The 22670-nt window shown below is 73.4% G+C and carries 21 protein-coding genes and 1 pseudogene; 9 read left to right on the forward strand and 13 right to left on the reverse strand.

Features of this window, described 5'->3' with window-relative positions; genetic code table 11:
* The 5 genes and pseudogenes from LEP48_RS10885 to ctaE all read right to left on the reverse strand — a co-directional run.
* Positions 1–145, reverse strand: a pseudogene (locus tag LEP48_RS10885) (superoxide dismutase); the annotation flags it as partial.
* 169 nt (positions 146–314) lie between these two features.
* Entirely contained in the window at positions 315–2012 is a 1698-nt protein-coding gene (gene qcrB, locus LEP48_RS10890) for a cytochrome bc1 complex cytochrome b subunit (protein ID WP_225565625.1), read from the reverse strand.
* Positions 2009–3025: a cytochrome bc1 complex Rieske iron-sulfur subunit gene (qcrA, locus tag LEP48_RS10895; RefSeq protein ID WP_225565816.1), complete on the reverse strand. Its 1017-nt coding sequence runs from the start codon at positions 3023–3025 to the stop codon at positions 2009–2011. The genes qcrB and qcrA overlap by 4 nt, the downstream gene beginning before the upstream one ends.
* A 35-nt stretch (positions 3026–3060) precedes the next feature.
* Positions 3061–3840, reverse strand: a complete 780-nt coding sequence (qcrC, locus tag LEP48_RS10900; RefSeq protein ID WP_225565626.1) for a cytochrome bc1 complex diheme cytochrome c subunit — start codon at positions 3838–3840, stop codon at positions 3061–3063.
* A gap of 73 nt (positions 3841–3913) precedes the next feature.
* Positions 3914–4567, reverse strand: coding sequence for an aa3-type cytochrome oxidase subunit III (ctaE, locus tag LEP48_RS10905; RefSeq protein WP_225565627.1), 654 nt, complete (start codon positions 4565–4567; stop codon positions 3914–3916).
* A gap of 223 nt (positions 4568–4790) precedes the next feature.
* Between ctaE and LEP48_RS10910 the strand changes: the two genes are divergently transcribed.
* Both LEP48_RS10910 and trpD read left to right on the forward strand, forming a co-directional pair.
* A complete protein-coding gene (locus LEP48_RS10910; protein ID WP_225565628.1) occupies positions 4791–5201 on the forward strand; it encodes a PleD family two-component system response regulator in 411 nt (136 codons plus the stop codon).
* Positions 5202–5271: 70 nt separating this feature from the next.
* Complete coding sequence (trpD, locus tag LEP48_RS10915; RefSeq protein ID WP_422723837.1) at positions 5272–6354, forward strand: anthranilate phosphoribosyltransferase; 1083 nt, start codon at positions 5272–5274, stop codon at positions 6352–6354.
* Between the two features lie 15 nt (positions 6355–6369).
* Here the strand turns inward: trpD and LEP48_RS10920 are convergent, their stop codons facing one another.
* The 3 genes from LEP48_RS10920 to LEP48_RS10930 all read right to left on the reverse strand — a co-directional run bounded on the left by LEP48_RS10920 (position 6370) and on the right by LEP48_RS10930 (position 10318).
* Positions 6370–6651 carry an Lrp/AsnC family transcriptional regulator gene (locus LEP48_RS10920; RefSeq protein WP_225565630.1) on the reverse strand — a complete coding sequence of 94 codons (282 nt, stop codon included), beginning with the start codon at positions 6649–6651 and terminating at the stop codon, positions 6370–6372.
* Positions 6645–8408 carry a DEDD exonuclease domain-containing protein gene (locus tag LEP48_RS10925; protein ID WP_225565631.1) on the reverse strand — a complete coding sequence of 588 codons (1764 nt, stop codon included), beginning with the start codon at positions 8406–8408 and terminating at the stop codon, positions 6645–6647. The genes LEP48_RS10920 and LEP48_RS10925 overlap by 7 nt, the downstream gene beginning before the upstream one ends.
* Before the next feature lie 98 nt (positions 8409–8506).
* Complete coding sequence (locus tag LEP48_RS10930; protein WP_225565632.1) at positions 8507–10318, reverse strand: AMP-dependent synthetase/ligase; 1812 nt, start codon at positions 10316–10318, stop codon at positions 8507–8509.
* A gap of 197 nt (positions 10319–10515) precedes the next feature.
* Between LEP48_RS10930 and LEP48_RS10935 the strand changes: the two genes are divergently transcribed.
* A complete protein-coding gene (locus tag LEP48_RS10935) occupies positions 10516–11460 on the forward strand; it encodes an ROK family glucokinase (RefSeq protein WP_225565633.1) in 945 nt (314 codons plus the stop codon).
* A gap of 22 nt (positions 11461–11482) precedes the next feature.
* Here LEP48_RS10935 and LEP48_RS10940 read toward each other — a convergent pair whose 3' ends face one another.
* Positions 11483–12001, reverse strand: coding sequence for a hypothetical protein (locus tag LEP48_RS10940; RefSeq protein WP_225565634.1), 519 nt, complete (start codon positions 11999–12001; stop codon positions 11483–11485).
* Between the two features lie 102 nt (positions 12002–12103).
* Here LEP48_RS10940 and LEP48_RS10945 point away from each other — a divergent pair, with 102 nt between their 5' ends.
* Entirely contained in the window at positions 12104–12892 is a 789-nt protein-coding gene (locus tag LEP48_RS10945) for a lysophospholipid acyltransferase family protein (protein WP_225565635.1), read from the forward strand.
* A gap of 20 nt (positions 12893–12912) precedes the next feature.
* Here LEP48_RS10945 and LEP48_RS10950 read toward each other — a convergent pair whose 3' ends face one another.
* Complete coding sequence (locus LEP48_RS10950) at positions 12913–13530, reverse strand: GNAT family N-acetyltransferase (protein ID WP_225565636.1); 618 nt, start codon at positions 13528–13530, stop codon at positions 12913–12915.
* Positions 13531–13702: 172 nt separating this feature from the next.
* Here LEP48_RS10950 and LEP48_RS10955 point away from each other — a divergent pair, with 172 nt between their 5' ends.
* Together LEP48_RS10955 and LEP48_RS10960 are read left to right on the forward strand one after the other, a co-directional pair.
* Entirely contained in the window at positions 13703–14929 is a 1227-nt protein-coding gene (locus LEP48_RS10955) for a pyrophosphate--fructose-6-phosphate 1-phosphotransferase (protein ID WP_225565637.1), read from the forward strand.
* Between the two features lie 36 nt (positions 14930–14965).
* Positions 14966–16330, forward strand: coding sequence for a class II 3-deoxy-7-phosphoheptulonate synthase (locus LEP48_RS10960; protein WP_225565638.1), 1365 nt, complete (start codon positions 14966–14968; stop codon positions 16328–16330).
* A gap of 3 nt (positions 16331–16333) precedes the next feature.
* Here LEP48_RS10960 and pknB read toward each other — a convergent pair whose 3' ends face one another.
* A complete protein-coding gene (pknB, locus tag LEP48_RS10965; protein ID WP_225565817.1) occupies positions 16334–18352 on the reverse strand; it encodes a Stk1 family PASTA domain-containing Ser/Thr kinase in 2019 nt (672 codons plus the stop codon).
* Between the two features lie 54 nt (positions 18353–18406).
* On the opposite strand from pknB, the gene LEP48_RS10970 reads away from it, so the two are divergent.
* Positions 18407–18808: an Rv2175c family DNA-binding protein gene (locus LEP48_RS10970; RefSeq protein WP_225565639.1), complete on the forward strand. Its 402-nt coding sequence runs from the start codon at positions 18407–18409 to the stop codon at positions 18806–18808.
* A 7-nt stretch (positions 18809–18815) separates the two neighbouring features.
* Here LEP48_RS10970 and LEP48_RS10975 read toward each other — a convergent pair whose 3' ends face one another.
* Together LEP48_RS10975 and LEP48_RS10980 are read right to left on the reverse strand one after the other, a co-directional pair.
* A complete protein-coding gene (locus LEP48_RS10975) occupies positions 18816–19922 on the reverse strand; it encodes a polyprenyl synthetase family protein (RefSeq protein WP_225565640.1) in 1107 nt (368 codons plus the stop codon).
* Positions 19923–19973: 51 nt separating this feature from the next.
* On the reverse strand, positions 19974–20618 hold the full coding sequence (locus tag LEP48_RS10980) for a hypothetical protein (RefSeq protein WP_225565641.1): 645 nt from the start codon (positions 20616–20618) through the stop codon (positions 19974–19976).
* Between the two features lie 201 nt (positions 20619–20819).
* On the opposite strand from LEP48_RS10980, the gene LEP48_RS10985 reads away from it, so the two are divergent.
* Together LEP48_RS10985 and LEP48_RS10990 are read left to right on the forward strand one after the other, a co-directional pair.
* A complete protein-coding gene (locus tag LEP48_RS10985; RefSeq protein WP_225565642.1) occupies positions 20820–22139 on the forward strand; it encodes a DUF4192 family protein in 1320 nt (439 codons plus the stop codon).
* 10 nt (positions 22140–22149) lie between these two features.
* Complete coding sequence (locus LEP48_RS10990) at positions 22150–22509, forward strand: universal stress protein (RefSeq protein ID WP_225565643.1); 360 nt, start codon at positions 22150–22152, stop codon at positions 22507–22509.
* The last annotated feature ends 161 nt before the right edge of the window (positions 22510–22670 follow it).

Genomic DNA, 22670 nt, shown 5'->3' on the forward strand with positions numbered 1-22670 from the left:
CGGCCAGCTTGTCCAGGGCGGTGTTCGCGCCCGTGACGTAGGCGGCGTGGTGCTTGTCGTGGTGCAGCTCCATGATCTTGCCGCTGATGTGCGGCTCGAGCGCGGAGTAGTCGTACGGCAGGTCAGGGAGCGTGTAGACAGCCATGCTGCGGGTACCTCCTGGATCAGGCCGCGCGCCGGGTGTGGTGCGCAGCAGTGACGACGGCGGGTCGGGACCAGTCGCTGGCACCGGCCTCAGACGACGATGACCCGCGTACCGCGCCCCTCGAACTGGGGGCGAGGTGCGCGGGTCACCGTCCTAGCCTGCAGGAGACTCAGTGCTCCTGCTCGACGCTTCGGGATCCCGAGACCAGCTCGGGGGAGCCGTGGCTGGGCTCCAGCTCGTCGTGCTCGCCGTGCGAGTGCGCGGCCTCGAGCTCCGACGGGGTCACCGGCTCGACGCGGTCCTCGAAGAAGAACCGGGACAGCCGCTGCCAGCGACGGTCGGCCTTGTAACCCCGGCGGCGCACACCGCGGGCGTCCGTCGCGGGCTCGATCTCCAGCGGGGCGTGAGCCTCGTAGTTGACCCGCAGCCACCGCTCGTGCTCGTCCAGCGGGCGGTGGACCTCGATGTACTCGCCGTTGGCGAACCGCACGATGCGGCCCGTCTCGTGCCCGTGCAGCACCAGCTCGCGGTCCTTGCGCTGCAGGCCGAGGCAGATGCGCTTGGTGATCCAGAACGCGAACCACGGCCCGACGAAGAACAGGATCCGGAACGCCCACGTGATCGCGTTGATCGACATGTCGAAGTGCGTCGCGATGAGGTCGTTCGACCCGGCGAGCGCCAGGATGATGAACGCCGTGAGGAACGCGACGCCCAGCCCGGTCCGCGTCGGCACGTTGCGCGGGCGGTCGAGCACGTGGTGCTCGCGCTTGTCGCCCGTCACCTTGGCCTCGATGAACGGGTACACGAACAGGAACGTGAACAGCAGCCCCGGGATGATCACGGCCGGGACGAGGACGTTCAGCGACAGGGTGTACCCGGCGATGACGATCTCCGTCTGCCCTGGCATCAGTCGCAGCGAGCCCTCGAGGAACAGCATGTACCAGTCGGGCTGGGCGCCCGCACCGACGGGGGAGGGGTCGTACGGCCCGTAGTTCCAGACGTTGTTGATCGCCATCGTGCCGCCCATGAGGGCCAGCACACCGAAGATGATGAAGAAGTTGCCGGCCATCTTGGTGGCGAACACCGGAACCGCCGGGTAGCCGACGACGTTCTTGTCCGTGCGGCCCGAGCCGGGGTATTGCGTGTGCTTGTTGAGCACCATGAGGAACAGGTGCACGCCGATGAGGGCGAGCAGCAGCGCCGGGATGAGCAGGATGTGCACCGTGAACAGGCGCGGGATGATGTGCTCGCCCGGGAACTCGCCGCCGAAGACGAAGTACGAGGTGTACGACCCGATGATCGGGATCGACTTGATCACGCCGTCGGCGATGCGCAGGCCGTTGCCGGAGAGCACGTCGTCGGGGAGCGAGTAGCCGGAGAACCCGGCCAGCAGGCCGAGGATCATCAGCATGGTGCCGACGAGCCAGTTCAGCTCACGAGGCTTGCGGAAGGCGCCGGTGAAGAAGACGCGCATCATGTGCACGACGATGCCGGCCATGAAGACGAGCGCCGACCAGTGGTGGATCTGGCGCATCAGCAGGCCGCCGCGCACCTCGAACGACATGTCGAGGGTCGAGGCGAACGCCACGGACATCAGCTGACCCTGCATGCTCGCGGGGTGCTCGTTCTCGTAGTGCACGAGCGCCATCGAGGGCTCGAAGAACATCGTGAGGAAGACGCCCGAGATGAGCAGCACGACGAACGAGAAGAGGGCGATCTCGCCCAGCATGAAGGACCAGTGGTCCGGGAAGACCTTGCGGACGAGCTGCTTGGTCAGCACGCCGACCTTGGTCCGCTGGTCGAGGTAGTCGGCAGCCTTGCCGACCGGCGTGGTCGGCTCGGCGGCGGTAGGGGTCGTGGTGCTCACTTGAGACGCTCCCAGTAGCTCGGGCCGATGGGCTCGTTGAAGTCGTCCTCCGCCACGAGGTAGCCCTCGTCGTCAACGGTGATCGGCAGCTGCGGCAGCGGGCGCTTGGCCGGGCCGAAGACCACCTTGGCGCCGTCGGCGATGTCGAACGTCGACTGGTGGCACGGGCACAGCAGGTGGTGCGTCTGCTGCTCGTAGAGGGCGACCGGGCAGCCCACGTGGGTGCAGATCTTGGAGTAGGCGACGATGCCGTCGTGCGACGCGCCCTCGCGGTGGTCCCGCTTGAGGTCGCGCGGGTCCAGGCGGACGAGGAGCACGACCGCCTTGGCCTTCTCCGTGATCCAGTGGTGCGACTCGCGCTCCTCGGCGGGGACGTCGGGGATGACGTGCGCGACGGAGCCGATCGTGAGGTCGGCGGCCCTGATCAGGCGACCCGAGGGGTCGTACGCGAGGCGGACGCCCTTGCCCCAGATCGTGTGACGGAACTTGCTGACGTTCCAGTCGCCGCCGACGCTCGACACGAGCGGCACGGCGATCGTCAGGGGGAAGAGGGCCAGGGCGAGGCCGACCGATCCGAGCAGCACGGGACGGCGAGCGATGCCCGCGTCCTCGGCGCCTTCCTTGAACTGGACCGCGACTGCCTCGCGGACCTCGGCGGAGCTGGCGCTGGAGTGCCGTTCCTCGGTGTACTCGCGGTTCGACATGAGCGTCTTGGCCCACTGCACGGCGGCGATGCCGATCCCGAAGAGCGAGATCGCCATGGTGACGCCGAGCGCGATGGTGGACAGGCGCACGCCCTCGGTGGTGCCGTCGGGCCGCACGGCGAAGTACGCCCAGAGGGAGGCGATCGTGCCGAGGGCGGAGATCACGAACAGCAGCGCGATCAGCCGCTCGTTGCGCTTCGCCGACCGGGGGTCGGTGTCGGTCAGGCGGGGCTTGTGCTCGTGGACGCCCGGGTCGGGGAACCGGTCGGCCTGCACGAGCGCGCCGTGCTCGCTGTCGTGCGGCGTCAGGTCGCCGGACGGTCCCTGGGGGTTCTGGTTCGCGCTCACGACGACTTCGCTCCGATCCACACTGCGGCACCGATGATCAGGCCGAGGCCCACGATCCAGGCCCACAGGCCCTCGCTGACGGGGCCGAGGTTGCCGAGGGACAGACCGCCCGCGGAACCGTCACGCTGCTCGGCGACGTACGCGATGATGTGGCGCTTCTCTTTCGGCGTGAGGGTGGCGTCGTTGAACACCGGCATGGACTGCGGGCCGGTGAGCATCGCCTGGTAGATGTTGCGGTCGGACGTCTCGAGCAGCGCCGGGGCGTACTTGCCCTCGGACAGTGCGCCACCGGCACCGACGGCGTTGTGGCACATCGCGCAGTTCGTGCGGAACAGGGCCATGCCCTCGGCGGCGTCGCCCTCGGCGGCGTCGACCTGCTCGTCGGTGGGGATGGCCGGGCCGGGGCCCAGGGAGGCGACGTAGGCGGCGAGCGCGGCGGTCTGCTCCTCGTCCATCTGCGGCGGCTTGGCCGCGGCCTGCGGTCCGCTCATCTGCATCGGCATGCGGCCGGTGGACACCTGGAAGTCCACCGCCGCCGCGCCGACGCCCACGAGGGACGGAGCCTCGGTGGTGCCCTCGGCGTTCGGGCCGTGGCAGGTGGCGCAGTTGGCCTGGAAGAGCTTCTTCCCGGTCTCGATGTCCTCGGTGCTGGCGGTGTCGGCCTGAGCCGGGCTCGGAGCCAGCGCGGCGTAGACACCGCCGGTGACCAGCAGCGCCAGCAACAGCAGCACGACCGGCGCGAACCGGTGGTGCCTGCGGGCGGCGAGTGCCTTCACGAAATGATCCTCGTCTCGCAGATGGAAGGTGCAGGGTCGGTGAGCCGGCATCGGTGCCGGCCGGGGTCAAGGGTCAGCGCAGGATGTAGATGACCATGAACAGCGCGATCCACACCACGTCGACGAAGTGCCAGTAGTACGACGTGACGATGGCCGTGGTGGCCTCGTGGTGGCCGAAGCGCCGCGCGGCGAACGAGCGGCCGAGCAGGAACAGGAAGGCGATGAGGCCACCGACCACGTGGAGGCCGTGGAAGCCGGTGGTCAGGTAGAAGACCGAGCCGTAGGCGGTGGACGAGATCGTCACGCCCTCGTGGACGAGCTCGGCGTACTCGAAGATCTGACCGCCGATGAAGAACGCACCCATGAGGTACGTCAGCGTCATCCACTCGTTCATGCCCCAGCGGTGCACGGCCAGGAGGGAGCCGGTGCGCACCGGCTGGAACCGCTCGGCGGCCCACACGCCCATCTGGCACGTCACGGAGGACAGCACCAGGACGGTCGTGTTGATCGCGGCGAAGGTGAGGTTGAGCTTGCCCGCCTCGGCGGCCCACTCGGCCTCGGGCATCACCGAGCGAACGGTGAAGTACATCGCGAACAGTCCCGCGAAGAACATGAGTTCGCTCGCGAGCCACACGATCGTCCCGACCGACACGGGGTTCGGACGGTTGACGCTCACGTGCTGGTGGGCATGGGGGGCAGCAGCCGTTGCGGTCGACACGTCAGCCATTATGGCCGACATACGCCTGGTTCGAGCCACCGGAGGAGGGGTGAGCCGGGGATCGGATGCACAGGATCTGCGAGATCTCGCCACTTGACGGCCACGATCTGACGGTTCCCTGTGGAGTGCCACGAAAACGCCACGTTCGGCGGCTGACCGAGGTGACGCAGGTGTGCCACGATGCCAGCAAACACGGGCACGAGGGTGTGCCCCACCGGGAAGGGAAGGCTCGATGACGCAGCAGTCGACGGACCCGCGGCAGGGCCCGCGCATCCTCGTGTACAGCGACGACCACACGGTGCGGGAGCAGGTGCGCCTGGCGGTGGGGCCACGCCTGCGCGCGCACGCCCCCGAGATCGGCTGGACGGAGGTCGCGACGGCGGCGACGCTCCTGGCCGCCGCCGACAAGGGTGGGTGGGACCTGCTGGTCCTGGACGGCGAGGCTGACAAGTCCGGTGGCATGGGCCTGTGCCGCCAGCTCAAGAACGAGATCTACCGCTGCCCGCCGGTCCTGGTACTCACCGGCAGGCGGGACGACGGATGGCTAGCATCATGGTCGCTCGCCGATGCCGTGGTCGCGCGGCCGCTCGACCCCTTCGAGCTGCAGCGTGCGGTGGCGGGCTTCCTGACCGCAGCCGCCTGAACCCGCCCGCCGGCCCCGTGCCGGCCGGCCGGCGCCGGGCACCGTACCGAAGGGACCCACCGTGGCCACCATCGACCCGGCCGCCGGCCGCACCGCCGAGCTGACCGCCGAGCTGACCTGGCCCGGCCTCCTCTCCGACCTGGTCGCCGGGCGCGACCTCACCGCCGAGGCGACCGCGTGGGCCATGGACCAGGTCATGGCGGGCGAGGTACCCCCCACGCGGCTCGCGGGCTTCCTGGTGGGCCTGCGGTCCAAGGGCGAGACGGCCGCGGAGCTGACGGGGCTCGCGACCGCGATGCTCGACCACGCCACCCGGATCGAGGTCCCCGGCCCCACGGTCGACATCGTCGGCACGGGCGGGGACCGCCACCACACCGTGAACGTCTCGACGATGGCCGCCGTCGTCCTCGCGGGCGCCGGCCTGCGGGTGGTCAAGCACGGCAACCGCGCCGCGTCGTCGTCGTCCGGCTCGGCCGACGTGCTCGAGGCCCTGGGCGTCCGCCTGGACCAGGCGCCGGAGCAGGTGCAGCGCCTGGCCGCCGAGGTGGGCATCACCTTCTGCTTCGCGGGGCTCTTCCACCCGTCCATGCGGCACGCGGGCGTGGTGCGGCGCGATCTCGGCATCGCGACGGCGTTCAACTTCCTGGGCCCCCTGACGAACCCCGCCCAGCCCGGGGCGACGGCGGTCGGGTGCGCCGACGCGCGGATGGCGCCCCTCATGGCGGGGGTGTTCGCGGCGCGGGGTACCGACGCGCTGGTGTTCCGTGGCGACGACGGTCTCGACGAGCTCGCTGCGACCGGAGCCTCGACGGTGTGGGAGGTGCGCGCGGGTCAGGTGACCGAGCAGCGGCTCGACGCGGCGGCCGACCTCGGTCTCCAGCGGATCTCGGTCGCCGACCTGCGCGGGGCGGACGCCGTGCACAACGCCGGGGTGGCCCGGGCCGTGTTCGACGGCACGGACCGCGGCCCCGTGCGCGAGACGGTGCTCCTCAACGCGGCCGCGGCGATCGTGGCCGACGGGAGCCTGCCCGGCACCGCGACCGGGACCCTCGTCGAACGGCTCGCCGCGGCGACGGAGCACGCCGCGCGCAGCGTGGACGACGGAGCGGCCGCCGCGGCGCTCGAGCGCTGGGTCGCCGCGACCCGGGCGTGACGGGGGAGCCGCTGCTCAGTCGTCGAGACCGAGGGCGAACGCCTGCTCCAGGTCGAGGTTCGAGTACGTGCGGAACGCGATGAGCGTCTCCGTGCGCACGACCCCGGGGACCTTGCTGATCCCGTCGGCGATGGCGTCGGCCAGCTCGGTGTGCTCGCGGACGCGGACCATGGCGACCAGGTCCGCCTTGCCGGTCACGGAGTAGACCTCGCTGACGCCCTTGAGGGCGGTGACCTTGGTGGCGACCTCGGGGATCTGGTCGGCCTCGGTGTCGATGAGCACGATCGCGGTCAGCATGCCGTCATCGTAGCCACGGCGTCGTCCTCCCGGGCACCGGGCGCGACCGCCGCCGCGACCCGGGCCAGGTCGGTGTGGGCGGCGGCGGAGCGCACCGGCCACGACCAGGGGTCGCTGACGTGGACCAGGCGCACGCCGGGCTGCTCGAGCCAGGCCAGGACGAGCGCCGCCTCCTCCGGGTGGCAGGCGGGTGCGGGGGCCACGGGCGGCTCCACCACCTCGGCGGTGGCCCGCAGCGCGTCCACCACGGGCAACGGGTCCTCGTCCGGCCCCGTGACCGCCGTCGCCGCGAGGCGTGCGTGCTTGACGACGACCAGCTCCCAGCCGCCCGCCATCGACCCCGGACCCACGGAGACGGGCCGGGCGGCGACGAGCTCGGCGCACCGGGCCAGCGGCCCCAGCCGCTGTGCCCGCGCCGCGCCCTGCACGAACGACCGCAGCCGCTGGGTGACGTGGCCGGCCTCCTCGTACCGCTCCTGGGCGGCGAGCCGGCCGACCCGCGCCGCGAGGGCGTCGACGACGAGGGCCGGGTCGGCCGTGAGCGCCGTCCGGGCCGCCGCCGCCACGCCGTCGTACGAGGCGTCCGCCGCGCCGACCGCGGTGCAGGGCGCCGAGCAGCGTCCCATGCCCGCCAGCGCGCACGGGCTCCCCGCCACGCGGGCCACGCGGGGCAGGCGCGCCGTGCACTGCCGCAGGGGGAGGGCGTCGTGCAGGGCGTCGACGGCGGCCAGGGCGGCCTGGCGCGACGGGTACGGTCCGATGTGCGGGGTGCCGGGGCGCACGTCCCGCACGACGGACAGGCGGGGATAGGGCTCGTCGGTGAGGCGCACCCAGGACTGCCGCTCGGGGTGCTTCGAACGTCGGTTGTACCGCGGGGCGTGCTCGGCGATGAGGCGCAGCTCGCGCACCTGCGCCTCCAGCGGCGTCGCGCACACGATCGGCGTGACGGCGTGGGCGATGCGCACCATCTCGGTGATGCGGCCGCGCTTCTCCGCCGCGGTGAAGTACGACCGCACCCGCTTGCGCAGGTTCGTCGACGTCCCGACGTACAGGACCTCGTCGCCGGGTCCGCGGAACAGGTAGACGCCGGGCGCCTCGGGCAGCGGGTCGGCCAGCGTGCGCTTGCGGCGGACGTCGGGCGGCACGGGGTCGGCCGCGGTGGCGAGGTCCTCGAGGTGGGTGATGCCCAGGGGGGCGAGCCGGTCGAGCAGGGCGTGCAGGACGTCGACGGTGGCGCGGGCGTCCGCCAGGGCGCGGTGCTCGGGGGTGACCGTGGCGCGGAACAGGGCGGCCAGCGTGGACAGCTTGTGGTTCGGCGCCTCGTCGCGGGTCACGACCCGCCGCGCGAGCGGCACGGTGTCCACGACCCGGAAGCCCGGCCAGTCGTAGCCCAGGCGCTGGCACGCCGCCCGCAGGAAGCCGACGTCGAACGGGGCGTTGTGCGCCACCAGGACGGCGTCGCGGGCGAACTCGAGGAAGCTCGGCAGCACCAGGTCGATCGGCGGTGCGGTGGCCACCATCGCCGTCGTGATGCCCGTGAGGCGGGCGACGAAGGCGGGCACGGGGTGACCCGGGTCGACCAGGGACTGCAGCTCGCCGAGGACCTCGCCGCCGCGGACCTTCACCGCGCCGATCTCGGTGATCCCGCTGTCCGCGGCCCGGCCGCCCGTGGTCTCGAGGTCGACGACGACGAACGTGACGTCGCTCAACGGGGTGCCGAGGTCCTCGAAGGACGGTTGGACGGCGGCGCTCGGCATGGTGGGGACCGTAGCGGCGGCCACCGACACGACGAAGCCCCGCCGGTCGGGCGTGACGAGACCAGGTCTCGCCATGCCCGACCGGCGGGGCTGCGGGGTCAGCTCGCGGAGCGCTCGCGGGTGTCCTCGTAGAGGGCGTCGATCTCCGCCGCGAAGTCCTTGACGAAGACGTGCCGGCGCACGCTCTGCTTCGGCGTGAGGTAGCCGTTCTCCACCGTGAGGTCGCCCGGCAGCACGGCGAACTTGCGGATGGACTCCGCCTTCGACACGGCCTGGTTCGCGCGGGTGACGGCATGGTCGAGCGCGGCGAGGACGTCGGGGTCGGTGGCCGCCTGTGCCGGCGTCATCTCGGGCTTGTCGTGCATCTTCAGCCAGCCCGGGAGGCCCTCGGCGTCCAGCGTGACGAGCGCGCCGATGAAGGGCCGGCTGTCGCCGACGACGACGCACTGGCTGACCAGGGCGTGCGCGCGGATGCGGTCCTCGAGCAGCGCGGGGACGACGTTCTTGCCCCCGGCCGTCACGATGATCTCCTTCTTGCGGCCGGTGATCGTGAGGAACCCATCGTCGTCGAGCGCGCCGAGGTCGCCGGTGCGGAACCAGCCGTCCTCGAAGGCCTCGGCCGTCGCCTCCGGGTTGTTGTGGTACCCGCGGAACACCTGGAGCCCGCGCAGCAGGATCTCGCCGTCGGCGGCGATCTTCACGCCGCAGCCGGGCAGCTGCGGCCCGACCGAGCCGATCTTGGTCGCGTCCGGGCGGTTCACGCTGGTGGGCGCCGTGGTCTCCGTGAGGCCGTAGCCCTCGAGGATGTGCAGGCCCAGGCCGCGGAAGAAGTGCCCGAGCCGTTCGCCCAGCGGACCGCCGCCTGAGACTGCGTATCGCGCCTGGCCGCCGAGCACCGCACGGAGCTTGCCGTAGACCAGGACGTCGGCGACCTTGTGCTGTGCCCGCAGCCAGAGCGAGGGGCCCTTCGGGTCGTCGAGGGCGCGGGAGTACTCGATCGCCGTGGCCGACGCCCAGTGGAAGATCTTCAGCTTGCCGCCGGCCGCGGCCTTCTGCTCCGCGGAGTTGTAGACCTTCTCGAACACCCGCGGCACCGCGAGGATGTAGGTGGGCCGGAACGTGCCCAGCCCCTCCGTGACGGTCTTGAGGTTCGACCAGTGCCCGAGCACCGTCCCGCTGGCGACCGCCAGCAGCTCGATGTAGCGCGCGAACACGTGGGCGAGGGGAAGGAACAGCAGGGTGCGCCCGCCGTCCCGGAAGACCTCGGGCACGGCCGCGACGGCGTTGACCGAGAGCAGGGCGAGGTTGCCGTGCGTGATCTCCGCGCCCTTGGGACGGCCGGTCGTCCCGGACGTGTAGATGATGGTCGCGACGTCCTCGAGGTCGGCGATCGCGCGACGCCGGGCGATCTCCTCGTCGGGGACGTCGGCGCCGGCGGCGACCAGCTCGGCGATCGCGCCGTCGTCGATCGACAGGACGCCCTGGAGCGCGGGGGCGCGGTCGGCGACCTCGGCGACCGTCGCGGCGAGCTCGGCGTCCTCGACGACGAGGAGCTTGACGCTCGCGTCGGTGAGGATCCATTCCACCTGCTCCGCGGAGGAGGTCTCGTAGACGGGCGTGGGCACTGCGCCCGCCGCCCAGGCGGCGAAGTCGAGCAGCGTCCACTCGTAGCGTGTGCGTGCCATGATCCCGACCGGGTCGCCGGGCTGGACGCCACGGGCGACCATGCCCTTGGCGACGGCGACGACCTCGGCGTCGAAGTCGGCTGCGGAGACGGCCTTCCAGCCGTCGCCGTCGGGCCGTTCGGCGAGCGGAGCGGCCGGGTCCTTCGCGACGCGCGTCGCGAGGATGTCGTTGAGGTTCGACGTCGCAGGCAGCTCCACCGCCTGCGGAATGGTGATCTCATCCATGCTGACTCCAGTGGCAGGGCTCTTGGGTGGCGGTCACGATACCGGGTCTCAGGCGTTTTCCGGGACGCCCTGTCAGCAACGGACGCCTTCGCACCCTTGGTCGTCTCCTCGCTAGTCTGGACCCTGCGCTCCTGGAGCGTCTCCTTCCCCGCCGCGACGTCGTGGCGGTCCCGACGTATGAATCGTGAGGTCAACGCATGCACGCCATCGGAGTCGACATCGGCGGCACCAAGATCGCGGTCGGCGTCGTGGACGAGGCGGGGACCGTCCTGGCCAAGATCCGGCGCGACACCGTGGCGGACGACGTCGCCGACATCGACCGCGCCATCGCCGACGCGTGCAGCGAGCTGGCCAAGGAGCACGAGGTCGGAGCCATCGGCCTCGCGGCCGCGGGCTTCGTGAGCCCGGACCGCCGCTCGGTGCTGTTCGCCCCCAACATCGCGTGGCGCGAGTACCCGCTCGCGGAGCGGATCGAGCAGCTCGTCGACCTCGACGTGCCCGTCGTCGTCGAGAACGACGCCAACGCCGCGGGGTGGGCGGAGTTCACCTTCGGTGCCGGCCGGGACGCCACCGACATGCTGATGCTGACGGTCGGCACGGGCCTGGGCGGTGCGGTCGTCGTCGACCGCGAGCTCGTGCGGGGACGCTGGGGCGTCGCCGCGGAGGTGGGGCACATGCGGGTCGTGCCCGGCGGGCACTACTGCGGCTGCGGCCACGAGGGCTGCTGGGAGCAGTACGCCTCGGGCAGCGCCCTGGAACGGGACGCACGGCAGTCGGCGATCGCGCGGCCCGCCCTGGCCGCCCGTCTCCTCGAGCTCGCGGGCGGCGACCCGAGGTCGATCGAGGGCCCGCACGTGACGAAGGCCGCCCAGGAGGGCGACGAGCTCGCGGTGGAGCTGCTCGCGAACCTCGGGCGCTGGATCGGCGAGGGCTCCGCGTCCGTCGCCGCCCTGCTGGACCCGGAGCTCATCGTCATCGGCGGCGGCGTGGGCGCGGCCGGGGAGCTGCTGCTGTCCCCGGTGCGCAAGGGCTACGAGGCGCAGCTGTCCGCGCTCGGGCACCGGCCCGTCGCCCAGATCGAGCTGGCCCAGCACGGGAACGAGGCCGGGATCATCGGCGCGGCGGACCTCGCCCGCTGCTGAGCCCGGGCCGGACGGCCGCGGGTCAGACGACGGCGCCGGTGCCGTCGTCGTCCGGGTCGCGGTGGTGCGGCATCCGCCACAGCAGGGTCGCCACGGCCCCGAGGAAGAGCACCCCGCCGGCAGGACCGATCCAGGACGGGAGGGCCCACGTGGGGACGGCGGCGCGCACCACCACGAGCACGAGCGTGAGCACCGGGATGCCTGCCACGAGCGCCCACGCGAGGGTGAGCAGGGGCTCCCGGGAGAGCAGCGGCTCGGGCTCCGGCGGGGTGAAGTGCGACTCCGCCTCCTCCAGCGCCTCGACCTCGGGGGAGGCGGGCCAGTCCCGCGGCCCCGACCCGGCGCCACGGTCCTCCGGTGATGCCACGGGCAGTGGCTCGGGCAGTGGCTCGGGCAGTGGCTCGGGCGCCGCGGGCCGCGGGCCGGTGGCGGCGCCCGGGCCCTCGAGCTGCGCGACCAGGTCCGCCCAGCGCGCCTCGACTGCGGCGTCGGGAAGCTCGTCCGGCGTGTCGTTCTCGGCGTCCGGGTTCGGTGCGGCCATGGGTTCACTCTATTGTCGGACCCGACGCCTCGCGGACCGCAGGGGTGCACGAGCAGGACGGGCTGCGACGATGGATCACGAGGCGGCCTGCGAGGAGGATCGTTGTTCTACTGGGTGATGAAGAACGTGGTGGTCGGGCCGTGGCTCAAGCTGGCCTTCCGCCCGTGGACGAAGGGCGTGGAGAACGTGCCCTCGTCCGGCCCGGCGATCCTGGCCTCGAACCACCTCGCGGTGATCGACTCGTTCGTGCTCCCGCTCGTGCTCGACCGCCAGGTGCAGTTCCTCGGCAAGTCCGACTACTTCACCGGTACCGGCCTGCGCGGACGGGTCGTCGCCGGGTTCATGCGCGGCGTCGGCACGATCCCCGTGGACCGGTCGGGAGGCAAGGCCAGCGAGGCCGCGCTCAGCACCGGGCTGCGGGTGCTCGACGAGGGCGAGCTCTTCGGGATCTACCCCGAGGGCACGCGCAGCCCCGACGGGCGGCTGTACCGCGGCAAGACGGGCGTCGCGCGGCTCGCGCTCGAGTCCGGCGCCCCGGTGATCCCCGTCGCGATGGTCGGCACGGACGTGGCGCAGCCGCTGGGCAAGGCCGTGCCCAAGCCGATGCCCGTCGGCATGGTCTTCGGCGAGCCGCTGGACTTCAGCCGGTACCACGGCATGGAGAACGACCGCTTCGTGCTGCGCTCGGTGACGGACGAGATCACCTACGCCATCCTGCAGCTGAGCGGGCAGGAGTACGTCGACGTCTACGCCGCGACGATGAAGGCGCGCCTCGCCGCCGAGCAACGGGCCGAGGCCGAGGCGCAGCGCGCGCAGGAGAAGCCGGCCGACGAACAGGCCGACGAGCAGGCCGACGAGCAGGCCAACGAGCAGATCGACGGGCAGGGCTGACCGGCAGGCCGCGCGCGGCGTCAGAAGGTCTCCAGGGCGAGCCAGACGTCCGGCGGGACGTCCGGACGGCCGGGCACCGCACGGCGGGCGACGGACCACCGGTCGCCCGCGACGTCGGTCGCGACGCGCGGCCAGAACGCGGCCGCACCCTCGTTGACGTCCTGGAACGGCACCTCCCACCTGCCGGGCACGTCGGCGAGCACCGCGCCCGCGACGCGCCGTCCGACGCCGTACCGGCGGGCCGCTCGCACCACGAAGAACGCGGACAGCACGCGTACGGGCCCGTCGAGGCCGCGCACCAGCGCGAACGCGACGGGATGCGCACCAGCCACCGCGAGGTAGGTGCATATCCCGGCGGCCGCGACGCCCGGACCGTTCACCTCGACCGGGCCAGGCCCGTCGTGAGGCGTGCCGCCGAGCCCGGGGCGGCCGAGCGCGGCGCGCAGACGCTCGTCGCGGAAGCGACCGTCGGACCCGGGCAGCTCGCCGGTGACCTCGGACAGGTCGTGGCGGAACAGGAGCCAGAGCCGCTCGAGGGTCGCGCGGTCGCCGGGGCCGGCGCGGCGGACGTCGGGGGCGGACAGGTCGGGCCGGGGCTGGGGCCGGGTCGGGTCGGAGCCGGGTCGGGTCGTCGTCATACGCAAGAGCCTCCCGGCGCCGGTCGGCGGGGGAGGCTCGTCCTTCCATTCTCGTACGGACGGGCGGCGCCGGACCGGCACCGGCGGTCCGGTGGACGGCGCCGACCCACCCGCCCGGGTGCTCTTAGGATGAGGGTTGCTGTACGTCCCCCACCGAGAGGTAGCACCTGTCATGTCGGTTCGTCGCGTGGCTCTCCTGACCGCTGGCGGCTTCGCCCCGTGCCTGTCGTCCGCGGTCGGTGGCCTCATCGAGCGCTACACCGAGCTCGACCCGTCGATCGAGATCATCGCCTACCAGTACGGCTACCACGGCCTGCTCACCGGCACGAAGATCGTCGTCGACGACGAGGGCCGCAAGCAGGCCGGCATCCTGCACCGCTTCGGCGGCTCGCCCATCGGCAACTCGCGCGTCAAGCTCACCAACGCGGCCGACTGCGTCAAGCGCGGCCTGGTGAAGGAGGGTGAGAACCCGCTCGAGGTCGCCGCGGAGCAGCTCAAGGCGGACGGCGTCGACGTCCTGCACACCATCGGCGGCGACGACACCAACACCACGGCAGCCGACCTGGCGGCCTACCTGCACGACAACGGCTACGAGCTGACGGTCGTCGGGCTGCCCAAGACGATCGACAACGACGTGGTGCCCATCCGCCAGTCGCTCGGCGCCTGGACGGCGGCCGAGGAGGCCGCCGGGTTCGCGGCGAACGTCATCGGGGAGCACCGCTCGGGCCCGCGCATGCTCATCGTGCACGAGGTCATGGGCCGCCACTGCGGCTGGCTCACCGCGGCGGCCGCGAAGGAGTACCGCAGGTGGCTCGACGCGCAGGAGTGGGCGCCCGCCCTCGGCCTGACGCGCGAGCGCTGGGACGTGCACGCCGTCTTCCTGCCGGAGCTGAAGCTCGACATCGACGCCGAGGCAGCTCGCCTGCGCGCCACGATGGACGAGATCGGCAACGTCAACATCTTCCTGTCCGAGGGCGCGGGCATGCACGAGATCGTGGCGCAGCTCGAGGCCGCCGGCGAGGAGGTCCCGCGCGACCCGTTCGGTCACGTCAAGCTGGACACCATCAACCCGGGCCAGTGGTTCGCGAAGCAGTTCGCCGAGAAGCTGGGCGCCGAGAAGGTCATGGTCCAGAAGTCGGGCTACTACTCGCGCGCCGCGGCCGCGAACGCCGAGGACCTGCGCCTCATCAAGTCGATGACCGACCTCGCCGTCGAGTGCGCCCTGCGGGGCGAGGCCGGCGTGATCGGCCACGACGAGGAGGACGGCGACCGGCTCAAGGCGATCGCGTTCCCGCGCATCGCCGGCGGCAAGGCGTTCGACGTGACCACCGAGTGGTTCGGCGAGATCCTCGAGGCGATCGGCCAGCCGCTCGTCGCCGCTCCGGCCGCGGACCACTGATCCGCGACCTCTCGACCAGGTAGGAGCGCACACCGCATGACCACCGCCGTCGACACCGTCGTGCCCGGGACCGACCCCCAGGGCCTCGACCGGTTCCGGGAGCTCGAGGCACGCCAGCAGCCCCGCTGGCCGGATGCCGGCGAGCTCGAGGCGGTGGCTCGGCGGCTCGCGGGCGCCGCGCCCCTCGTGGCGCCCGCGGAGGCGCAGCTGCTCACGGAACGTCTCGCCGCGGCGGGCCGCGGCGAGGCGTTCCTCCTGCAGGGCGGCGACTGCGCCGAGACGTTCGCCGACGCGAACGCGACGCGGATCCGCAACAAGGTGCGGACCATCCTGCAGATGGCCGTGATCCTCACCCACGGCGCCAGCACGCCCGTGGTCAAGATGGGCCGCCTGGCCGGGCAGTACGCCAAGCCGCGCTCGAGCGACTCCGAGACGCGCGACGGCGTGACGCTGCCCGCCTACCGCGGGGACATGGTCAACGGCCACGCCTTCACGACCCAGTCGCGCGTGCCGGACCCGCGCCGGCTGGAACAGGCGTACCGGGTCTCCGCCGCGACGGCGAACGTGGTGCGCGGCTTCACCCAGGGCGGGTTCGCCGACCTGCGCCAGGTGCACGAGTGGAACCGCGGGTTCATGCGCAACCCCGCGTACGCGCGGTACGAGCGCACGGCGTCCGAGATCGACCGCGCCATCCGGTTCATGGCGGCGTGCGGCGCCGACTTCGACGCGCTGCGGACCGTCGAGTTCTACCTCAGCCACGAGGCGCTGATCCTCGACTACGAGCGCGCGCTCACGCGCGTCGACACCCGGACCGGCCGCGCGTACGACACGTCGGCGCACTTCCTGTGGATCGGGGAGCGCACGCGCCAGCTCGACGGCGCGCACGTGGAGTTCCTCTCCCGCGTCGCGAACCCGATCGGCGTCAAGCTCGGCCCCACGACGTCGCCGGACGACGCGATCGCCCTGGCCGAGCGGCTCAACCCCGACAACGAACCCGGCCGTCTCACCTTCGTCACCCGCATGGGTACCGGCAAGGTCCGTGAGGTGCTGCCCGAGGTGGTCCGGAAGGTCACCGACGCGGGCGTCGTCGTCACCTGGGTCACGGACCCGATGCACGGCAACACGATCAGGTCCGCCAGCGGGTACAAGACGCGCCGCTTCGCCGACGTGCTCGACGAGGTCACGGGGTTCTTCGAGGTGCACCGCAGCCTCGGCACGGTGCCCGGCGGCCTGCACATGGAGCTCACGGGCGACGACGTCACCGAGGTGCTCGGCGGGAGCGAGGAGATCTCCGACGACGGCCTGGCGCTGCGCTACGAGACGCTCGTCGACCCGCGCCTGAACCACCAGCAGTCCCTGGAGACGGCCTTCCAGGTGGCCCAGATGCTCACGGACCGGTGACGGTCACCAGATCGTCACGGTGACGGTGCTGCCCTTCGGGGCCTCGCCCGTCACGTCCTGGAACCGGACCTTGTCCAGGATCCCGCCGAGGTAGACGTTCTCGTCGACCTCGAACCCGGCCTTCTCCAGCGCCTTGCGCGCCTTGGCGGTGCTCATCCCGACGACGTCGGGCACCTCGACCAGCGGCGGGCCCTGCGAGACGGTCAGGGTCAGGGTGTCCGTGCGGTGCGCGGTGGTGCCGTGCTCGGGCTCCTGCTTCATGACGTGGCCCTCGGGGACGTCCTCGGAGTACTCCGGGTCGGCCGTGGTCACCTCGAGCCCGAGGGCCTCGAGGTCGTCGACCGCCTCGCTCTCCTTCTTGCCGACGACCTGCGGCACCTGGACGGGCGCAGGCCCGTCGGAGACGGTGAGGACGACCTCGGTGTCGTGCCGCTGGACGGAGCCCTCCGGCACGGAGACCTCCACGACGGTGCCGGGCTTCGCCTCGTCGTCGTACGCCTTCTCGGCCGGCCCGACCGTCAGCCCGGCCTCCTGGAGCGCCGCTCGCGCGTCGCCGCCCTCGGCGCCCACGAGGTCGCGGGGGACGGCGACCATCTCGACGCCGCGCGAGACGACGACGTCGACCGTTCCGTCCGTGCGCACCGGCTCGCCGGGGGCAGGGTCCGTGGTGACGACGGAGCCCGCGGGGACGTGGTCGTCGTAGGCCTTGCTGCTCGTGGTCCGCAGCCCGGCGGCCTCCAGGGTCGTCACGGCGTCGTCCAGGGGAACGCCGGCGACCCCGGCGGGCACGTCGATCCAGGCGCCCGGACCGTCGGCGAACCACCACCAGGTACCGAGCCCGCCCCCGCCGAGCAGCAGGACCGCCGCCAGGGCCCATGCCACGACATGGCGCCGCCGGCCCGGCCGTGGCCCGGCGGCCGCGTCCCAGGCCTGCGTCGGGTGGTCGACCAGCAGGTCGGTCTCCTGCTGCGCCGGGGCGGAGACCTCCTGGAAGAACGCCGTCGGGATGGCGTCGAAGGGGTCCGGGTCGGAGACGAGCTCGTCCGGGTCGGCACCGGCTCCGGGCTCGTCGCCACGGCCCTCGACCGCGGTGCCCTGGGTCGTGGACGGCTCCGCGCGGCGGTCCAGGACGTCGTCGGGCAGGGACTCGCGCAGCCGCTCCACGAGAGTGAGCGCCGCTCCGGCGTCCGCGGGACGCGCGGTGCGGTCCCGGGCGGTGCAGGACGCCACCAGGGCGTCGAGCCCCGCGGGGAGCCAGTCGACCCGCGCGGACGGCACCGGGTAGTCCTCGTGCACGTGGTGGAACGCCACCTGGATGGGGGGTTCGCCGGCGTGCGGCAGCTCGCCGGTGAGCATCTCGTAGGCGAGGACGCCCACGGCGTAGATGTCCGTGCGGGCGTCGCACTCGCCGCTCGTGATGACCTCCGGGGCGAGGTAGGCCACGGTGCCCAGGATCGTCCCGGTCGCGGTCGAGGTGACCTCCGTGACGGCCCGGGCGAGGCCGAAGTCCGCCACCTTGACGCGGCCGCGGGGACGGTCGTCGGGACCGTGCTCGCCGTCGCCGTCGTGCGTGACCAGGACGTTCTCAGGCTTGATGTCACGGTGCACGAGCTGCTTGCGGTGGGCCGCCGCCAGGGCGGCGAGGACCTGGGCCAGCACGTCGAGGGCGCGGCGCACGGTGAGCGCCCCGTCCTCGTGCAGCTCGCGGCGCAGGTTCGTGCCGGGCACGTACTCCATCACCAGGTAGCTGGTCTCGCCGTCCAGGCCCTGGTCGTAGACGGCGACGACGCCCGGGTGGGTCAGCCGTGCCGCGGCACGCGCCTCGCGGCGGAACCGGGAGACGAACGCCGCGCCGTCCACGCCGTCGGCCAGGTGCGGGTGCATGACCTTGATCGCGACCTCACGGTCCAGGCGCCGGTCCTGGGCGCGGTAGACGGTGGCCATGCCGCCGCGCGCCACGCGCGCGGCGATCTCGTACCGCCCGTCGACCAGGCGGCCGAGGAGCGGATCGGTCGTCGTCATGGCCACGCGACGAGTGTAGGCGCGGCCGCCCCCCGGGGGCCGTAGGCTGGCCCGGTGAGTGATGCCGTGCCCCAGTCCGATTCCCCCGACGCCCAGCATGCCCTCGATGCCCTCGTCGGCGCGTGGATGAACCTTCCCGACGTCGCCGAGGCGCTCGGCATCGACGTCAAGCGGGTCCGCGGCCTCGTGGCCGACCGCCGGATCATCGGTGTCCGGCGCGGTGAGCGCGGTGTGTTCCAGGTCCCGGCGGCGTTCCTCGTCGACGGCGAGGACGGCACCGAGGTGCTGCCGTCGCTGCGCGGCACCCTCATGGTGCTGGGCGACGTGGGCATGTCCGACGCCGAGGTGTTGCGCTGGCTCTTCGAGCCGGAGGAGTCGATCGGCACGGCGCCCGTGGAGGCGCTGCGGTCCGGGCGCACCCACGAGGTGCGACGGGTGGCGCAGGCGCTGGCCTGACGGCGCCTCAGGCCGCCCGGTCGACGGCGGCGTGCGCGAGCCCGACGAGCACCTGACGCGGGTCGTCGTCGAGCTCCGCGGCGACGAGGGTGTCGAACGCGACGGCGGACAGCGTGCCGATGAGCTCCTCGACCCCGTCGAGGGCTCCGCTGGAGCGGATGACGTCGCGCAGCCGCGCGACGGTCGCCTCGTCGAGGTCGGGGTCCCCCAGGTGCGCGGTCAGCAGCTCCCGCCCCTGCTCATCGGCCTCGGCCATGGTGCGCGCGGCCAGCACGGTGCGCTTGCCCTCCCGCAGGTCGTCGCCCGCCGGCTTGCCGGTCACGTCGGGGTCGCCGAAGACGCCGAGGACGTCGTCGCGGAGCTGGAACGCCTCGCCGAGCGGGATACCGGCGGTGGTCATCGTGGCGACCCGCTCGGGGCCGGCGCCCGCGAGGATCGCGCCGAGGGCGAGGGGCCGCTCCACCGAGTAGCGCGACGTCTTCGCGCGGATGACCTCGCGCGCCCGGCGCTCGTCGGCGGCGGGGTCCTGGCCCCACGGCTCCGCCTGCACCAGGACGTCGAGGTACTGGCCGACCACGACCTCCGTCTGCATCGCGTCGAAGAGCTCGCGCGCCGCGCGCGCCGTCCCCGCGGGCAGGTCCGCGACGGCCGCGGCCATCTCACGCTGGCACGCGACGAGGCACAGGTCGCCGAGGAGGATGGCGGCCGACTCGCCGAAGCGCCCGGGGTCACCGGCCCACCCGGCGTCGCGGTGGCGCGCCTCGAACGCACGGTGGGCGGTCGGCAGGCCGCGCCTGGTGTCGGAGGCGTCCATGACGTCGTCGTGCAGCAGCGCGGCGGCCTGGAAGAGCTCGAGCGCGGCACCGGCACGCACCGCCGCGGTGCGCTCCGGCCCGTCGGCGGCGCCGCCGTGGGCGCGGAACGACCAGTAGCAGAACGCGGCACGCAGCCGCTTGCCCCCGCTCAGGAGGGTGCCCACCTGGGCGGCCAGGACCTTGGCCGGCTCCCCGACGGCGCGGACCTCCGTGGTCAGGTCCGCGAGGTGGCGCTCGACCGCCTCGTCCACGTCGTGGCGGAGGTTCTCGAGGTCGACCAGGGCGGGAGCGGTGGGCATGCCGACACCCTATGTCGGACCGCGCGGGGGCCCTTCCTGGCGCGCGGGGCCTCAGTCGGACGGGACGAGGACGGAGCCGCTCACGGTCACCAGCCGCTGGTCCCCGGTGTCCAGCACCCCCAGCAGGACCGTCTCGGTCACGGGCTTCTCGGCCTTCTTGGTGCGCGTGTAGGTGGTCTGCGCGGTGAGCCCCGAGAACGCCGCGGACGGGGACTCGTCGAACCCCTCGTCGAGGAGCTTCCCGGCGAGCTGGTCGATGGCCTCCTGCGTGCTGCGGGACGTCGCGAGGTTGAGGGTGACGTCGGTGAGCCTGCCGTCGGTCGGGGTGGCCGAGCTCGCGAGCACGGTGGCGTCGTCCGGGGCGCCCAGCAGGTCGCGGGGGAAGCCCTCGGCGTAGGTGCCGACGGTCGTGGTCGGGTCGAACGTGGGCAGCGACGCCGGCGCGTCCGGCTCGGCCACCGGGCCCGGGGAGGCACTGCCGGGCTCGCCGCGCACGCCGAGGCCCGAGCCGTCGTCCCGGGACGTGTCCGCGCCGTCGTCGGACGGCGCGCACCCGCCCGCGAGGAGCACCGCGGTGAGCCCGAGAAGAACCCCGGCACGGCGGGCGGCCGGCTGCGGGTCGCGAGCGCGCCGGGCACGACGGGCGCGACGGGCGCCGCGAGCGCGGTCGGACGAGCGGGCGTTCGGCGGGAGCACGGCGCCCACCGTAGCGGTCGGTGCGCAGGGGGCCGAAGCCCGCGTCGTGCCCGCACGACGCCGAGGCCGGCGCGCTCGTCCCGGGTCGCGAGCCCGCCCGCTCCGGCTGCTGAGGCTGTGCCCAGGCGGGCGGCGTGGCAGCGGTGCACAGATGGCCGTGACGGGCTCCCGCGGCACGACCGGTCGGGGTGTGCTCGGGTCATGCACCCGACCGTCGTCGCCCAGTTCCCCGACCCGCACGACCCTGGACCCGGCGCACCGCCGGGCGGGGTGGAGCCCGCCGTCCGGGTACGCACGACCCGAGACCTGGTGGCTGCCGTGCCGGCACTGCTCGGGTACCGCCCGCAGGAGAGCCTGACCGTCGTCTGCGTGACCGGCGCGGGCACCGTCGGGCTCGTGGCGCGGGTCGGGCTCGACGACCTCGCCGCGGAGCGCGCGGCGTCCGCGGGCAGCCACCCGCCGGCGGCCCTCGGGGTACGGGACCGGCTGGTCCCCGCTGTGCGCGGGGTGGGGACGGTGACGCTCGTGGCCGTCGTGCACTCCGCACGCGACCGGCGTGCGGTGCGCAGGGTCGTGGCGCCGGTGCTCGACGGTCTCGACGCGGTGTGCGACGTCGACCCGTGGCACGTCGCGCCGACGGGATACCGCGGGCTGGACTGCGAGGACCCGTCGTGCTGCCCTCCCGACGGGCATCCGACGGCGGGGCTGGAGCACGGTGCGGTCAACGCCGCGCTCGTCGTGGCCGGCCGCACGGTGGCGCCGTCGTGGGAGGAGGCCCATCGCATCGTCCGGGCGCCCGAGGCCCTGCGGTCCAGGGCCGCGCGAGCGGCGTCCCGCGCGGCGCGTGCGGCGGCGGACCGCAGGGAGGACGCGGGAGGAGGTACGGGCACGGACGCCGTGCACGGCCCGCCGGGCAGTCGGGAGTCCCGACGCCGCACCGCCGGGCTCGACCTGTGGCACGACCTCCTCCGGCACGCCGCCGTCGCGCTGCGCGCCGAGCCGGGTGGCACGCCGGAGCTCGGGCCCGCCCGGCTGGGTCGGCTGGCCGCGGCGCTCGCGGACGTCGCCGTGCGGGACGCCGTCCTGCTCTCGCTGATCCCCGGGGCGGACGACGTGGCGCGGCGGACCGCGGCCCGGCGCCCCGCGTCGCCGGTCGGGGTCGCGCGGGACGAGAGCGCGGGTGCGGGCGGCGCGGAGTCCGGCGACGTCGAGGTGGCCACGGCCCGCGCCATCGCGCGCGTGGTGGATCCCCGGGTCGCCGTGGCGCCGGACCCGGGCACGGCCGCCGCGGCGCGGGCCGTGCTGGAGCAGGTGGTCGCCCACGTGCCGCGTCGTTGGCACGCGCCACCGCTCACGCTGCTCGGGGTCCTGGCCTGGTGGCAGGGCGACGGCGGGCTCGCGATGCGCCGGACGAGCGCGGCGATCGAGGCCGACGCGCAGCACCGCCTGGCGGTGCTGCTGCGCGGGGTCCTCGCCGCCGCGGTGCCGCCCGGGTGGGTCCGGGCGAGGGGGGTCGGGTAGCGTGCCGACCATGTCGATCGTCGTGGGACTCCTGAGCACGGCCGAGGGTCAGGCAGCACTCACGCAGGCCGTGACCGAGGCCCGTGAGCGGGCCGTGCCCCTGCGGATCGTGGTCACCCGGCCCGACGCCGACCCGGCCGAGCTGGACGCGGTCCGCGCGCGGATGACCGACGCCGGGGTCGAGCACCATCTGGTCCCCGGCTCGGGGGACCTGGCGGACGACCTCGTGCGCACCGCGGCCGACGCGGGGGCCCAGCTCATCGTGGTCGGGCTGCGCCGTCGGAGCCCCGTGGGCAAGCTCATCCTGGGATCGGGTGCGCAGCGGATCCTGCTCGAGGCGCCGTGCCCCGTGCTGGCCGTCAAGCCGTGACGATCTCGCCGGTGGGGTGACTCGCCGGTGGGGTGACTCGCCGGCGGGGTGACTCGCCGGTCGCCCCGCGCCCCCGGTGTGATGCTGCCGACGGTTCGCTGCGCCCCGCCGTGTCGTCCTGGACCGGCTCGGGCAGCGGGCGTTTCCGCGTGATGGCGGGA

The organism is Isoptericola luteus, assembly GCF_020297055.1.
Lineage (GTDB): Bacteria > Actinomycetota > Actinomycetes > Actinomycetales > Cellulomonadaceae > Isoptericola > Isoptericola luteus.

Coding starts and splice junctions, on each gene's coding strand:
- ctaE (WP_225565627.1), bottom strand. CDS start 4,567: ATGGCTGACGTGTCGACCGCAACGGCTGCTGCCCCCCATGCCCACCAG.
- LEP48_RS10910 (WP_225565628.1), top strand. CDS start 4,791: ATGACGCAGCAGTCGACGGACCCGCGGCAGGGCCCGCGCATCCTCGTG.
- LEP48_RS10920 (WP_225565630.1), bottom strand. CDS start 6,651: ATGCTGACCGCGATCGTGCTCATCGACACCGAGGCCGACCAGATCCCC.
- LEP48_RS10925 (WP_225565631.1), bottom strand. CDS start 8,408: ATGCCGAGCGCCGCCGTCCAACCGTCCTTCGAGGACCTCGGCACCCCG.
- LEP48_RS10930 (WP_225565632.1), bottom strand. CDS start 10,318: ATGGATGAGATCACCATTCCGCAGGCGGTGGAGCTGCCTGCGACGTCG.
- LEP48_RS10935 (WP_225565633.1), top strand. CDS start 10,516: ATGCACGCCATCGGAGTCGACATCGGCGGCACCAAGATCGCGGTCGGC.
- LEP48_RS10940 (WP_225565634.1), bottom strand. CDS start 12,001: ATGGCCGCACCGAACCCGGACGCCGAGAACGACACGCCGGACGAGCTT.
- LEP48_RS10950 (WP_225565636.1), bottom strand. CDS start 13,530: ATGACGACGACCCGACCCGGCTCCGACCCGACCCGGCCCCAGCCCCGG.
- LEP48_RS10955 (WP_225565637.1), top strand. CDS start 13,703: ATGTCGGTTCGTCGCGTGGCTCTCCTGACCGCTGGCGGCTTCGCCCCG.
- LEP48_RS10960 (WP_225565638.1), top strand. CDS start 14,966: ATGACCACCGCCGTCGACACCGTCGTGCCCGGGACCGACCCCCAGGGC.
- pknB (WP_225565817.1), bottom strand. CDS start 18,352: ATGACGACGACCGATCCGCTCCTCGGCCGCCTGGTCGACGGGCGGTAC.
- LEP48_RS10975 (WP_225565640.1), bottom strand. CDS start 19,922: ATGCCCACCGCTCCCGCCCTGGTCGACCTCGAGAACCTCCGCCACGAC.
- LEP48_RS10985 (WP_225565642.1), top strand. CDS start 20,820: ATGCACCCGACCGTCGTCGCCCAGTTCCCCGACCCGCACGACCCTGGA.
- LEP48_RS10990 (WP_225565643.1), top strand. CDS start 22,150: ATGTCGATCGTCGTGGGACTCCTGAGCACGGCCGAGGGTCAGGCAGCA.